The sequence below is a fragment of the Bacillus sp. T-10(2022) genome (genome assembly GCF_056502895.1).
In genome coordinates, this window is sequence record NZ_CP113518.1 from 800,114 (window position 1) to 814,086 (window position 13,973).

General features: G+C 36.8%; 13 protein-coding genes and 1 pseudogene. 10 read left to right on the forward strand and 4 right to left on the reverse strand.

The features are described from left to right. Window positions 1-621: 621 nt before the first annotated feature. From speB to OSJ91_RS03815, 5 genes are all read left to right on the forward strand, one after another. Window positions 622-1,563 (forward strand): agmatinase, encoded by a 942-nt coding sequence (speB, locus tag OSJ91_RS03795; protein ID WP_350301274.1) that lies wholly within the window; start codon window positions 622-624, stop codon window positions 1,561-1,563. Between the two features lie 41 nt (window positions 1,564-1,604). Continuing rightward, complete coding sequence (locus OSJ91_RS03800; RefSeq protein ID WP_485891025.1) at window positions 1,605-2,972, forward strand: APC family permease; 1,368 nt, start codon at window positions 1,605-1,607, stop codon at window positions 2,970-2,972. Between the two features lie 43 nt (window positions 2,973-3,015). Beyond that, the gene (locus tag OSJ91_RS03805; RefSeq protein WP_350301276.1) at window positions 3,016-4,659 is read left to right on the forward strand and encodes an amidohydrolase; all 1,644 of its coding nucleotides are present in this window, start codon (window positions 3,016-3,018) and stop codon (window positions 4,657-4,659) included. A gap of 112 nt (window positions 4,660-4,771) precedes the next feature. Next, entirely contained in the window at window positions 4,772-5,350 is a 579-nt protein-coding gene (locus OSJ91_RS03810; RefSeq protein ID WP_485891026.1) for a TetR/AcrR family transcriptional regulator, read from the forward strand. 584 nt (window positions 5,351-5,934) lie between these two features. Next, entirely contained in the window at window positions 5,935-6,429 is a 495-nt protein-coding gene (locus tag OSJ91_RS03815) for a DinB family protein (protein ID WP_350301278.1), read from the forward strand. 368 nt (window positions 6,430-6,797) lie between these two features. Here the strand turns inward: OSJ91_RS03815 and OSJ91_RS03820 are convergent, their stop codons facing one another. From OSJ91_RS03820 to OSJ91_RS03830, 3 genes and pseudogenes are all read right to left on the reverse strand, one after another. Beyond that, window positions 6,798-7,328: a PadR family transcriptional regulator gene (locus tag OSJ91_RS03820; protein ID WP_485891027.1), complete on the reverse strand. Its 531-nt coding sequence runs from the start codon at window positions 7,326-7,328 to the stop codon at window positions 6,798-6,800. Window positions 7,329-7,374: 46 nt separating this feature from the next. Next, window positions 7,375-8,556, reverse strand: coding sequence for a YhgE/Pip domain-containing protein (locus OSJ91_RS03825; protein WP_485891028.1), 1,182 nt, complete (start codon window positions 8,554-8,556; stop codon window positions 7,375-7,377). A 253-nt stretch (window positions 8,557-8,809) separates the two neighbouring features. Then, window positions 8,810-9,701 (reverse strand): annotated as a pseudogene (locus OSJ91_RS03830) (LysR family transcriptional regulator). A 131-nt stretch (window positions 9,702-9,832) separates the two neighbouring features. Here OSJ91_RS03830 and OSJ91_RS03835 point away from each other — a divergent pair. From OSJ91_RS03835 to OSJ91_RS03845, 3 genes are all read left to right on the forward strand, one after another. Beyond that, window positions 9,833-10,411 carry a LysE family translocator gene (locus OSJ91_RS03835; protein WP_485891029.1) on the forward strand — a complete coding sequence of 193 codons (579 nt, stop codon included), beginning with the start codon at window positions 9,833-9,835 and terminating at the stop codon, window positions 10,409-10,411. 133 nt (window positions 10,412-10,544) lie between these two features. Beyond that, on the forward strand, window positions 10,545-10,988 hold the full coding sequence (locus OSJ91_RS03840) for a cell wall hydrolase (protein ID WP_137018548.1): 444 nt from the start codon (window positions 10,545-10,547) through the stop codon (window positions 10,986-10,988). 131 nt (window positions 10,989-11,119) lie between these two features. Continuing rightward, a complete protein-coding gene (locus OSJ91_RS03845) occupies window positions 11,120-11,314 on the forward strand; it encodes a hypothetical protein (RefSeq protein ID WP_350301282.1) in 195 nt (64 codons plus the stop codon). Between the two features lie 111 nt (window positions 11,315-11,425). On the opposite strand, the gene OSJ91_RS03850 is transcribed toward OSJ91_RS03845, so the two are convergent. Continuing rightward, entirely contained in the window at window positions 11,426-11,788 is a 363-nt protein-coding gene (locus tag OSJ91_RS03850) for a hypothetical protein (RefSeq protein WP_350301283.1), read from the reverse strand. A gap of 369 nt (window positions 11,789-12,157) precedes the next feature. Between OSJ91_RS03850 and OSJ91_RS03855 the strand changes: the two genes are divergently transcribed. Together OSJ91_RS03855 and OSJ91_RS03860 are read left to right on the forward strand one after the other, a co-directional pair. Further along, a complete protein-coding gene (locus OSJ91_RS03855) occupies window positions 12,158-12,316 on the forward strand; it encodes an SDR family oxidoreductase (protein WP_350301284.1) in 159 nt (52 codons plus the stop codon). Between the two features lie 317 nt (window positions 12,317-12,633). Further along, window positions 12,634-13,725 (forward strand): GerAB/ArcD/ProY family transporter, encoded by a 1,092-nt coding sequence (locus OSJ91_RS03860; protein WP_485891030.1) that lies wholly within the window; start codon window positions 12,634-12,636, stop codon window positions 13,723-13,725. Window positions 13,726-13,973: the final 248 nt, after the last annotated feature.

A 13,973-nucleotide genomic window follows, 5' to 3' on the forward strand; every position in this document is an offset into this window, starting at 1 on the left:
AAGGGCGCAATTCTTTAATAAAGCATGCCTTCCTTAATGAACTAATGGGTGCTTTTTTACTTCAATAAGGGAGCTGCTTATGCATCTCTCAGTTTGTCGACAAAAGGGGTTTACCTAAAATTTCAAAACAAAGTTGATTGGAACGGAAGGTGCGAGACTCCTGCGGGAAAAGCGAGTCGAGGAGGCTCCCGGACCGCCCGCGGAAAGCGAGTGCCTGTAGTGGAAATCGACGTTCGAGGTTTTATAAACCCACAAACAAACTTGATTTTCATTGAATTTGTCTACAGTCTAGGAGCTGCTTAGCAGCTTTTTTTCTTATGAAGCTATAGGGGCAGGTTGGTGTAACAAGAATAGTTGGCTTTAATTTAATAGAGGCAGGATTGAAAGATAAGGCTACTTTGATCAAAAAGTGGATTTGATAGACAATAAAAAATAGTTTGACTTTTTTAACAACTATGTTTATATTTGGTTTAATACTAACTACCGTTAGTTAATATGGTTCAAAAAGTAGGTGTTAGAAATAAAAAGTAATCTAATGAATTATTAGTTGTAAGCGATTACAATATGTGGTTGTAAAATTTGTATGAAATGATCTTTATTTAAAACCAGGAGATGATACTTATGAAATATCCACTTACACCAGATGTAAAGCCAGAGTTTTGTACAACAGGAACCTTTATGCGTTTACCTTCTCAAAAGCATGATGCAAAGCTGGCAATTGTGGGTATGCCTTTTGATACAGCTGCTTCTTTTAGGGTGGGAGCCAGGTTTGCTCCTCAAGCCATTCGCCAAGCATCCATGACCCTGTTTCCTTATCATCCTATTCATAAGGTATATCCTTTTGAACAATTGAATGCCATTGATATAGGGGATATCCCTGTTATTCCCCATAATATTCATCGAAGTTATGATCTAATGAAGGAATCCATTTTTGAATTGATGTCCAAAGGGGTCATACCTATTGGATTAGGGGGAGATCATTCTGTCACTTTAGCTAGTTTACGAGCTGCGGCAAAGGTATATGGCCCAGTAGCCATGATTCATTTTGATTCTCATACAGATACTTGGGATACATATTATGAGGAAAAATATTGGCATGGATCTCCATTTATTCGTGCACACGAAGAAGGTTTGCTGCAGGCAAATAAAGTATTTCAAGTAGGAATCCGAGGTACGCTAAACCACTCTGGAGATTTACAGGCAAGTCTTGATTTAGGTTATCGTTTGATTACAACTGGTGAACTTTCCAATCGCGGATTTGAAGATGTTTTGAAAGAGATTAGAAAAACCATAGGCAACACACCTTGTTTCTTGACATTTGATATAGATTTCGTTGATCCTTCTTTTGCTCCAGGTACAGGTACACCTGAAATAGGTGGTTTTAGCAGCTTTGAAACACTTAAAATGATTCGTGCCCTAACTGACTTTAACTTTATAGGATATGATGTGGTTGAAGTGCTGCCATCATATGATCCAAGTCAAATCACTTCACTTTTAGCAGCAACACTTGTACATGAGTTTGCCAGCCTTGCAGCATTAAGTACGAAAGAAGTCAATCAATAAAAAGTAGTCATTACATTTGATAAAGGAGGCAGCTCTTTGCGATGAAAGGATTACCCGAGCTTAAGCGTTCACTGAATACAAGATATGTTATTGTATTTGGACTTTCCTTTATGGCGCCTGTGACAGTCTTTAGCACATATGGTATCGCCATTGATCGTACCCAGGGAATGATTCCGACAGCATACATAATTGCTTTAATTGTCATGCTATTCACTTCATATAGTTACGCAAAAATGGTTCAGGTTTATCCCACTACCGGTTCAGCTTATACCTTTGTGCAGAAAGGAATTAATTCACACCTTGGTTTTCTCGTAGGATGGGTAATTTTATTGGATTATCTTTTCAGTCCTATGATCAGTGCATTACTTTTTGGGATTATGGTGAATGCTTACTTCCCTGGTATTCCTATCATTGCCGTTATCATTTCTTTTATTATAGGTGTGACTACCATTAATATTTTTGGGATTAAGGTTGCTGCAAATGTGAATACCTTTTTGGTAATATTTCAATTTCTTTTTATTATTATCTTCAGCCTGCTTTGCATAAATGGGCTTTTAGCAGGAAAAGGTACCGGGGAGTTGTTTTCTAAGGATCCTTTTTTTAGTCCTGACGTAAATTTTAATAATCTGCTCTCGATTGTACCTCTATTATGTTTTAGTTTTCTTGGGTTTGATGCGGTTACTACATTAGCTGAAGAAACCAAAAATCCGAAAAAAACACTTCCTAAAGCTATTTATGCTACGACATTGATCGGGGGGATATTATTTGTTGCATCTACCTATTTTGCACAATCCATTTTCCCGAACTTCAATGCTTTTAAGAAACCGGATACAGCTATAGTCGATATCATGATTTATACCGGGGGTAATTTTCTGAATAGTTTGTTTATTTCAGTTGTAGTGACATCTGCTACTGCTTCTGCAATAGCTTCAGGAGGCAGCGGAGCCAGGATTTTATATGCAATGGGGAGAGATAATGTTCTGCCTAAGAGGATATTCGGATATGTTTCTCCAAAATTTCAAACGCCCATATTCAATATCCTACTCATTGCTTGTGTTGCAATGAGTGCCGTGTTTTTGGATATCGCAACAGCTACTTCTTTCATTAATTTTGGAGCACTGTTTGCTTTTACATTCGTTAATCTTTCAGTGTTTATCCATTATTTTGTGAGGCAGAAGCAGAGATCGCCTAAAAGTATCGTTTTATATTTACTTCTTCCCTTAATAGGCACCGGTATAACCATATTGTTCATGACAAAGTTAGATATCCATTCTTTAGTATTAGGGATTACTTGGATGGCAGTAGGATTCATATATTTATTGTACTTAACAAAAATGTTTAAGGAACGTCCTCCTGAACTGAATTTTGCAGAGCAAAAAGAAGAACTCGATGTAAAACTAGTGCAATGATCAGTTACTGTTTTATTATTTTAAATGAAAAGAGGTAAACTCCATGACTATTAAAAAAGCAGATATTGTTCTTTCCAGTGATGCTATTTTTACAGGGCTTGCACATGAGCCGACATCTGGTGCAATTGCTATCTTAGGTGACAAAATTATGAGTGTAGGATCAAAAGCGGAGATTGAATCTTTTATAGGAAGTGAGACAAAAGTATTTAACTATGGAAATCAATTAATTTTGCCTGGATTTCATGATTTTCATCTCCATATCATGTTTAGTGCACTAAGTTTAAATAGTGTTAATTTATTTGAAGCCAGGTCAGCTCAAGATGTAGCTGCAAAAGTACTGGGATTTTCTAAAGATTGTTCTGAGGAAGAATGGATTATTGGCATGCAATGGGACGCAGGTTATTGGCATGATAAACAAGAGCCCCATTATAAAATTCTTGACGCTGTCATTCCAGATCGTCCTGTCGTTCTTTTTCATGCTGAAGGTCATTATACATGGGTGAACAGTAAGGCCATGGAATTAGCAGGAGTTACTGAGGATATACGTAATCCGGATTTTGGTCGCTATGAAAGAGATAAGAATGGTTTACTTACTGGAATTTTATATGAAGACGCCCAGCAAATCGTCTTAAAAGAGGCATTGCGATTAACACAAAATAAAAAAGAAAAGATATTAAAGGAGTTTTTACGATTATTATCCCGATATGGAATTACTTCTGTAAACGATTTGTTTGCGCCAATAGATTACTTCCTTCAAGACTATGACCTTTTTGAGAAATTGGATAAGCAAGGAGGATTAACGACTAGATTTCATATCACTCCTGAATTGGATGGCAATTTGGACAAAGCTCAAATACTGAGAAATAAATATGAATCAAAGAAACTACAATTCTCAGGATTAAAGCAATTTGTTGATGGAACAGTCACGGGTCATACCGCTTACTTCCTGAAACCTTACTCCGATCAATTGGATATCTGTGGTCATCCAGCTCTAGATCCAGAAGTATTGATTGATCGAGTTGTTAAAGCGGATGAACTTGGATTTAGAATCAGGTTTCACGCTATTGGAGATGCGGCAATTCGTTTAGCTTTAGACGCTTTTGAAGAAGCTGTACGCAAGAATGGAAAAAGAGACTCAAGGCATACAATAGAACATATTGAAGTAATCGATTCGGATGACATTGAACGTTTTTCAAAACTGGGGGTCATTGTCTCCATGCAGCCTGATCACATGGCTGCTTCATCAAGAGAGGTATATTCTTCAATAATAGGTTCTGAAAGGGAAAAAAATGTTTTCCTGACGAAGTCGCTTTTAAATTCAGGTGCGTCTTTAGCTTTAGGAACAGATTTTCCGGTTTCCATCTCATTAAATCCAATGCGGCAAATATATACTGCCATTACAAGAATTGATAGCAGCGGAGATCCACAAAACACATGGCATCCTGAACAAAAGCTCACTTTGGCAGAGGCATTGCAAGCATATACATACGGCTCAGCCTATGGATGTTTCAGGGAGCACGAGCTAGGTACAATAGAAGAGGGGAAACTTGCTGATCTTGTGGTTTTAGACAGAAATCTATTTGATATTCCAGAAAGTGAAGTGCTCAAAACTAAAGTGGTACTTACAATAAACGATGGGGAAGTTGTGTATAAAAGCGAAGAAACTTCTTTATCAAGCATATTCTAATTCTTATCTTTTAGAGAAAAGAACTATGTTCCAAGGTGTCAAATATTTAGTTTAAAAAAGGAAATGAGTTTATAATGAAATTAACTAACGTTGGATAGTTTGGAGGCTCATTATGAAAAAAAATGAAATTAAAAACATTTCCTTAACACTTTTTACTAAGTACGGATACGAGGGAACTGCTTTATCGGAAATTGCCAAGAGGGTAGGTATACAAAAACCCTCAATATATAACCATTTTAAAAATAAGGATGATCTTTTCTTGTGTCTGTTTGAAGAAATTCTGGAAGAGCATATACAACAGGTCGAACAATTTGTCGAAGAAATAAATACACTCTCTTCTGAAGAAAAGTTAAAGCATATCCTTCTTGATACTTGCAACTATTATAAAAACCATGAAGATAAAGCAACTTTTTTAAAGAGGGCCATGATCTTTCCGCCGGAACATTTGAAGCACATCTTAAATGAAAGTTTCCTTAGATCCGAAGAATCATTTTCCGCTATCTTACATGATATCTTTGTCGAAGGAATCGACAAAAAAGAAATACGCCAAGGGAAAATCGAGAACTTAATCATGTCCTACTTTTGTTTGATTGATGGGATATTCATGGAATTTTCTTATTATGGTAAAGAGAATATGGAACCTAGAATTCAGTATATATGGGAAAATTTTTGGTATGGACTAAGTGGATGATACATTCAAACAGTTCATGCTCTAAAAACTATCAAATAGGTGTACTTGCTCATACACAGTCTCCCTTGGATTCGCGTTTCCCGCAGGAGTCTCGCGCCTTCCGTTCCAATCAAATTTGTTTTAAAAGATAGAACTCCTTTTGTCTACAATTTTTTTGAGTCGGTGTAAAAATTAGATTTCCACTCCAGGCACTCGCTTTCCGCGGGCGGTCCGGGAGCCTCCTCGGCGCTTTTGCGCCTGTGGGGTCTCCCTTGGATTCGCGTTTCCCGCAGGAGTCTCGCGCCTAATAATCGAAGTCTCTTCCAATACCCTGAAATTGGTAAATTCCCATCAAACATCTAAAAGATAACTTTACGATTACCAAAATGGTCAGTTGTTCTTTCTCAGTTAACACAACTTATGATAAACTAATATTATCAGAATTTTCCAAATAACAGAACGTTCATTGTTCCGTTAAAGGGCCAGTTTAATTGAACAAGGAATTGGCATGACACCTTGGTTAGTTAGTTATCTAAAACACGTCGAAAATGAATGTTGACCAAAGGGATTATCTATCAAAGGGATTAAATTGGAGGGAATAGAAAATGGAAGTAAAGACCCTTTTGTTACAACAATGGGCAAGCTGCTTAGATGAAGAAGACTGGTTTCCACCACTTGAAAAAGTGCTAGAGGATATTACTTTTGAACAGGCAATTTGGAAACCAGCTGATGGGGCAATGAATTCCATTTGGGAATTAGTTTGTCATTTACTCTTCTATGAAAAGAGATTTCTGATGCGGTTTCTTGGTGAAACAGAGAATGAACCACAGGCAGAAAATAATACATCTACATTTCGATTACCAACTGAGACGTTAGAAAATTGGAAAGAAACAAAACAAGAATACTTTTATGTTCATCGTGAACTTGGAAAAATACTAGCAAAATCAGAACATGAAGATTTGTATAGACAGGTCCCGGGAGAAGATAATTCATTAGTGCTTGAACTGAAGAGTTTAGCCATGCACGACGCATATCATATTGGGCAAATCGTATTCCTTAGTAAAATGCAAGGAGCTTGGCCAGGGAAACGCAGCTTTTAAAAATGCTTCATTAGCTTTACAGTTATTCCATTATAGGGAGCTTTAATGGAATAAGAAAGGGAACGTCCAAATCGGACGTTCCCATATTTTATACCTAAAAAGAAGCCCTCATTGGATGAAGAAATTTGCGACACTCCTGCTGAATAACTGGCTAGTCGAACCCCCACAGACGCTTGGCAGGCAATCGGCGGAAAGGGAGCGGATTTCTGAAATCAACTCGAAATTGTCTACAGAAAAGCTATGTGAATATAAGATTCCACATAGCTTTTATTTTTGGTTATGCGCTTGTGCTAATTTCTGTGCATTCGGCGTAGTACTTCCATCTACTCTTTTAATCTAAAGTTTGGAACGCCTGTCAAAAAGTAAACTCACAATTCCTTTGTCTTAATCCTTTTGATTAACTCTTCAAACCAAGATATTGTGTGATCTGTTCTGGTCGAAAAATAACCAGCCAAAAATTCACGAATATTCTCGTTGCCTTTAGGTTCTGGCTCGAAATTCCCAAGCTGCTCCCAAATAGCCATGATGGACTTTATTTTTCTTTCTAATATATCTACTACTTTATCCCGGTCCACATACTTGATGTTGGCTAAACCTACAATCATATCCTTGATTTCATCCGCATTTTCAAATAATTTATAGATTTTTTTTGGTAGTTCTTCGCGACCCTTATCCGTAATCGCAAATACTTGTTTATCAGGCCGATGTTCTTCTTTTATCACTTCAACTGGCTCGACTAAACCTTGTTTCACCAATGATTCAAAATGGTAGTACAGTTTACTTTCCGTTAATCCGCCCAGGCGATCCAATGGAATGGGTTCTGAAAGCTGCTTTTTTAATTTATAAGGATAATTTTTATCCTCCATCAGCTTGCTCAATATAAAAATTTGAATAGACATTTTCTACGCTCCTTTAAGAAGTATTATCTCCTTATTGTAGCAAAACCTAAGCTGTGATTTCTGCCGCTTTCTTTTCAACTTCTGTTTCAGAAACCTGTTCTGGCATTGGTTTTTGTAAAAACGCGACAATAGCCATATTAATTAACATCGCAACGGCACCAACCGCAGCCATCGACCAAATATACGGACTTGGACTGATGCTGCCAAATAGGTTTGCAAAGTACGCTTGCACCGAGTAATACATCGGTGAAATGTGGCTCATCCATTCATATGGTAAATGCATCATATCACGTGTGATAGTGGCACCATTCGCTATTGTTTGCATTAATAAAATCGGTAAGTTTAAAATCATGCCGCCTTCACCAAATAAGAAGATTAAAATCGCGGTGAAATTAAAACATACCATATAGTTTAGTATTTGTTGACCTACTATACCGAAGAATAGGTCACCGCTCGGCTTGTCAATTAAATATGCTACACCTACAGCGATGATTGATGAAACCACTGCAATCAATAAGGCAGCCATTTGCACATAAGTGAATAACCGTGTTTTGCTTGCTTTTCCCCGGCTGGCTCTAAATGCACCTACTAATTGCATCGCTCCGATCATCGCCCCTACATAACCGGCCATTGTTAAGAACATAGGCAGCATATTATGATTCATGCCATCCGGTATTTCGTTGATTGTAACCACATTTCCTACATAGGATTTCTCAATCTTTTCGGCTAATTCAGCGGCTTGCTTTTCTGGTACATTAAAGTTCATCAATACGCCCTGAGCTGTTTGCTGGGAGAATTGTGTGCTTAACTGACTGTTAATTTCAGTTACGATCGCATTCATGGTAGAAGAAACGACTGTTGCCCCTGCCTCATTGATTGTAAAGTCGATGCTTGATGACGCTTCACCTTTTTGCATATTTTCAGAGAAGGTTTTTGGGATGTGAACGACTAATGCTAAATCATTGTGCTCCAAATCTTTTAAGGCTTGTTTATTTGTTATATCCGTCTTGATTTCTTTAAAGGGTAAATTTTCTTGTAAATTTTCGGCGATCATCGCCCCATTTTTACCAGCATCATCATTGATGATGGCGATAGGTAATTTATCGACATTTCCTGGAATGGCTGTATAACCGGGCAAGAAGATGCCTAGCATGGCAACTGCATAGAAAATCCCCATAAAGATTGCCGCAGTTGCACCTCTTGTTTTTAAGAATGCAGTAAATTTCATATGTTGAATCCATCCTTTTGATTTAATTTCAGTATATCACTCAATTCAAAGTACTCAAATTAGAGTAGTTTAAAGGGAGTACTTTGAATTTTATTTTATTTTTTTCATAAAGTCAATCGAAAAATTTTATGTATATGAAAAAACTCCCAACAAAGCAGAACGTCAAAACATCTGCTTTGTTGGAAGTAACTAATAGGGAGGGGGTTCATTTGGATTCCTTCGGCACTTCTCTGGCTATCAAAATGACCACGATTTAGATACTCATTTTCTCAGTGTCATTAAACCTGTTTAATACAACTTCAACAAAAGCCTCTACTGCTGGAGACAGCCATTTCTTCTTTTTTATCAGCATATAGGAATAAATGGGATCGAGATTTTCTGAATGACTAAGGATTTTAAGCTTGCCGCTCTCCACTTCAGCTTTCACTGTAATATAAGGCAAAACCGAAAACCCAAGTCCGCTCATGACAATCTGTTTGATTGCTTCAATACTCCATAACTCCATTATCCATTTCATGCTTTAATAAATATTTTTCAAACATGGTCCGATAACTGCAGCCTTCTTCATTTGTGATGAAGAAATGGTTGGTGTTCGTGCCGATATTTTTATATGCATCAAAATGATCAGGACCGTCAGGACTGCTCACAAGAACGATTTTCTCCTCAATCAAAGAATAATGAATGCATTTTTTCGGTTTTATTTTCGGATATACCATTAAAGCGACATCAACCCGCCCGCTTATTAAGTCAATTTGGTTTTGGCTACATGGACCGTTGGTTAATATGATTTTGACATCAGGATATTTCAAGGAAAAATCCCTTATTATTGGACCTAACCTGGAGATTGTTAAAGACTCCGGTGCAGCCACTTTTAAAACACCTTTAACTTCGTTCGTGCAACGCATGTTCTTAATCTGTTCGTGAGTGGAAAGTAAATCTTCCGCTAACGGTATTAAGTCTCTGCCTAGAGCAGTAAGCTGCACATTTCTATTTGCATAAGTGAAAATTTCCCCGCCAATCTCATGTTCGAGCGCCTGAATATGTGAAGTTATCGTGGATTGAGTATAGCCCAACTTCGAAGCAGCCCTTGTATAACTTCCTATTTCGACAATAGTCTGAAATGTTTTAAGGTGTCTAATTTCCATATCGTTCTCCTTAAGTTGGATGATGTATCGAAAAAAATGATAATGAATTTTTTATTTTCAATTTTATTTATAGTTATAGTCATCTTACAATAAAGACTGTTCGTTAGGAAATTGTGAATGAAGGTGAGATTATGAGTATAATAGCGTTTCTTTCATATGTGATGATTACATCGATTACACCTGGTCCAAGTAACATCTTATTGATGAATGAAGCAAGGAGGTTTGGCTTTTTTTGGTCATGGAGGTTCACTAGCGGCATTTTGGCAGGATTTGCAGTATTAGGGATCATGAGCGGAGTATTTACAACAAGCCTCTACAGTTGGATTCCTATCGTGGAGCCATATTTTAAAATTGCCGGTGCCGCATATCTTCTTTACTTAGCTTGGCAGATTAGTATGCACAAAGGTTCAAAGAAGGAATCCAGAGATGTGCAGTCTTCTTTTTTATCAGGCTTCATTCTTCAAATCATCAATGTAAAAAGCATTTTGTTCTATTTAACCGTGTTGAGTGCGTTTATTTTACCGTTTAATGAGTCGCTTAAATTCGTTGCTATATATTTAGCTTTAACGATTTTTCTGGGATGGCTGGCATTGCTTCTATGGTCAGGATTCGGCTCGCTTTTCAAAGATTTTTTTGCTAAACATGACAAGTCATTTCGGTTAATTATGTGCCTATTATTGATTTACTCTGCCGGTACAATTTTTCTGTGAGTACTCAAAAAGTAGCTGTCTATAAGTTCTTATCTTACTAAAAACGGTAAGCTTTAAAAATTAAGCAGTCTTAATTTATGAACAATGACATTAATGAAGTCTTTTTTTCATACGATATTTTTGGGGTGAAAAAATGGCAAGAGTAAGTTATCGAAGTTCAGACGTTGACTTAATGGCAAGGATGATGAGAGCAGAAGCCGAAGGTGAAGGAAAACAAGGGATGTTATATGTTGGAAATGTAATTGTTAATCGTCTTAAAGCGAATTGTATAGATTTTATAGATTTAAGAACAATTCCACAGGTCATTTATCAAGTACAAGGAGGAAATTATTCTTTTGAAGCAGTTCAAAAAGGTAATGTATTTTATCAAAGAGCAAGATCTGCTGAAAAAAGATTAGCAAAACAGAATTTGGATTATTGGAGAGAACACCCAGGTAAATATGCCCTTTGGTATTTTAATCCATATGCCCCGTGCCCGCCAACATGGTACGATCAACCTTTTGCTGGTCAATTTAAAAATCATTGTTATTATGAACCAAAACCTGGAACATGTGCAAGTGTTTATACCGGAGGTTGACTGGGAGTTATTATTTCATTTCAAGGAGCTGATCAGCAGCTCCTTTTTTTATATGCAACAATCGGGCATTTCAAAAAGGAGATTTGTGGTAAAATATAGTAAAAAATGGATTGCTTTATGGGGGATTTTTAGTGGAGGTTATTATATTTCTTGTTTATTTTACTATTGGGTCATTCATTCTCTATATAGTTATTGAAACAGCAGTAAGAAAAGGAATTGACAATTCAATTATCGGTCAATTTCTTGAAAAAAAGTATGGAGTTAAAGAAGATAAAAAGTCTTTTCTTGATGATGATTTAGATAATGAAAATAAAACGGATCATTAAAATAAGGGAGGTTGCTGCGGCAACCTTTTTTTAGTGGGGATTTTTTAAAAAATAAATTCAAAGACAACAATTGTCTTAGTCAAACAGGCGCCAGTTTGTGGAACAGCACACCTATTCAGCGTCTTTCCGAGGGCGACGAAATTCTCCGTAGTAGACCTTCCGCTTTTCTGGTTCGGATTCAATATTTTCAATGAAAGCTGTTTTGGCTTCCTCCATTAACATCGCCTTTAAATTCCCAAGCTTTATTGGTCCCACTCCTGGCAACTTATCAGGTATAAGAACTTCGAAATCACCCTGCCGTTTATAAAAACGAATGCTGCCAAGACCCGTTCTTTCGACTTTCCCCAAGGTATATGCGAATTCAAATCGTTGCTGAATGAATGAGGATAACTCAGGCAGCCCTAAACCTTCATAGAGGGGAGGGAATTCATGATAAACTGGAGGTTCTTTGAATGATATTGAAGAGATCTTCAAATGCATACTCCTCCTTTGGTGGAATAAAGTCAGACAGACGTTGCCTATATTATTGTGCTATGGGGCGTTTTTTTAAACATCCTTACAGTGATCGTGCTTTCCTGTAACCAGGAACAGTGTAGTTTTTATTAGGTCCGCATCGGCACTTTCCTTATACTACAATATCAACTATACAATCAATATTCCTAAGCTCGCCGAATATTATATAAATCAAGATAGTTATAAATCTATTAAATTTGGGTGCTAAAGTTCCATATGTAATAGCAATAAATCTTTAGCAAACGTGCGCGATTCTTAATAGGATCGCTTTTTTTATTGAACTAACGGGACACCTCAATAAGAAGTCTATGGTATGGTGAAACTGAAGAAGTGAAAAATGCTCTAGCTGCACAGCATATGCGGGAAAAGCTTATCCAACCGAAGCAAGTAGCTAGCGTAGTTACGTTCTTGTTTAGTGAAGGGGCAAGTGCAATTAATGGTCAAACAATTCCTGTTGACGATGGTTTCCTAAGCTTCAAATCTAAGTAAGAATTCTTAAAAAAAGACTTAACGGTGTGAATTTTTTACACCGTATTTTTATGTGAATGATAGTGAATTAGCTTTCAATTGAGACGCATACCTAAGATTTTTAGATCTTAGAAGAGAAGGTTAATGGTTGTGATTTGATACGAATTCTATTTAGGAATGTAATCTTCCTGCAGTTGTTGTTGAAATCCTAATAATTTTAGAGCAGTCGCGAGATTGTGATTAGTGTACTTAACGTTTATATTTTTTTGAATAAATTAATCCTGTAAAAGCCAGATTATTAACATAGGAAATACGAGTGATGTAAATGAGGGTCCTGTATGAACCAAGCTGGTGTGAATGAAAAGTATAAGGTATCGCCATTTTATGTGTTATTTTTAGTGCACTCCATGCAAATAGGATTAGGCGTGTTGAGCTTTCAAAGAGAATTAGCTAAGGCGACGGGAACGGATGGTTGGATTTCGATAATCCTAGCCGGACTGATCGTTCATATATTAATTTGGGTGATATATAAGATTTTTAGCTTTGTTCCTGGTGATATCATTTCTGCTAATAATCTTGCATTGGGTAAATGGATAGGGAATTTCTTCAGTCTCTTATTCATTCTTTATTTTTTTATCCTTGGAATGACGATCATTATCGGCTATATAAATGTCATTCATGTTTGGATGTTTGAAGAGGTACCTTCTTGGGCGTTAGCTTTGGTTTTCCTGATCCTGATTTATTATATAAATACGGGGGGGTTCCGAACCATTACGGGTATTGCCTTTTTAACTGTAATCGTTTCATACTGGCTTTTATTTGTACCATTATATGGTTTTAAATACGCTGAGTTCACCGGTTTTCTTCCCATTTTCGATCATACGTTAATGGAAATAATGAAAGGAACTAGAAGTACATCATTATCAATGCTAGGTTTTGAAATGATCCTGATGTATTATCCGTTCATCAAAAATCCTGAAACATCACAAAAATATGCTCATGGAGGAGCCTTGGCAACTACGTTATTGATCTTATTGATTTATTTTGTTTCGACAGTCTTTTATTCACAGAAACAGTTGGTCCTTACCCTATGGCCAACACTGACAATGACCAGTACTATTGAATTGCCATTTATTCAACGGTTCGAATACATAACTGTTTCTTGGTGGTACATCGTTATCATACCTAACATGGTCATTCCTTTGTGGGCTGCCAGCAGGGGTGTCAAGCGCTTATTCAATGTCCAGCAAAAGTATCCCTTATGGGCAATGTCCATAATCATACTGCTTGTCAGTATATTTTTTTTCGATATTGATTCCTTATATGTATTAAATAAAATAATCAATCCATACAGCGTGGGCTTCCTTGTTTTATACTTACCTCTTCTTTTTGTTTTATTAAGCATAAAAAAAGCGAGGAAACATTTATGACAAATTATCATTTATATAAATATATTACTCAGACTGTAGACAAACTTGAAGAAAAGAGAGTTTGCCTGCAGTTTTTCATATTAAAAAACGTTCCAGCTGATTTCAGAAATCCGCTCCCTTTCCGCCTACTGTCTGCAAAGCCTCACCAAAGCAAGCGTCTATTTTTAAATGAGCTATTACAGAACTTCAATCATCTTAGTTTAGGTCAAATTCACAATAAGTCTTATGGAGGTAACGGGGCAGGTTAG

Coding starts and splice junctions, on each gene's coding strand:
- speB (WP_350301274.1), top strand. CDS start 622: ATGAAATATCCACTTACACCAGATGTAAAGCCAGAGTTTTGTACAACA.
- OSJ91_RS03800 (WP_485891025.1), top strand. CDS start 1,605: ATGAAAGGATTACCCGAGCTTAAGCGTTCACTGAATACAAGATATGTT.
- OSJ91_RS03805 (WP_350301276.1), top strand. CDS start 3,016: ATGACTATTAAAAAAGCAGATATTGTTCTTTCCAGTGATGCTATTTTT.
- OSJ91_RS03810 (WP_485891026.1), top strand. CDS start 4,772: ATGAAAAAAAATGAAATTAAAAACATTTCCTTAACACTTTTTACTAAG.
- OSJ91_RS03815 (WP_350301278.1), top strand. CDS start 5,935: ATGGAAGTAAAGACCCTTTTGTTACAACAATGGGCAAGCTGCTTAGAT.
- OSJ91_RS03820 (WP_485891027.1), bottom strand. CDS start 7,328: ATGTCTATTCAAATTTTTATATTGAGCAAGCTGATGGAGGATAAAAAT.
- OSJ91_RS03825 (WP_485891028.1), bottom strand. CDS start 8,556: ATGAAATTTACTGCATTCTTAAAAACAAGAGGTGCAACTGCGGCAATC.
- OSJ91_RS03835 (WP_485891029.1), top strand. CDS start 9,833: ATGAGTATAATAGCGTTTCTTTCATATGTGATGATTACATCGATTACA.
- OSJ91_RS03840 (WP_137018548.1), top strand. CDS start 10,545: ATGGCAAGAGTAAGTTATCGAAGTTCAGACGTTGACTTAATGGCAAGG.
- OSJ91_RS03860 (WP_485891030.1), top strand. CDS start 12,634: ATGAACCAAGCTGGTGTGAATGAAAAGTATAAGGTATCGCCATTTTAT.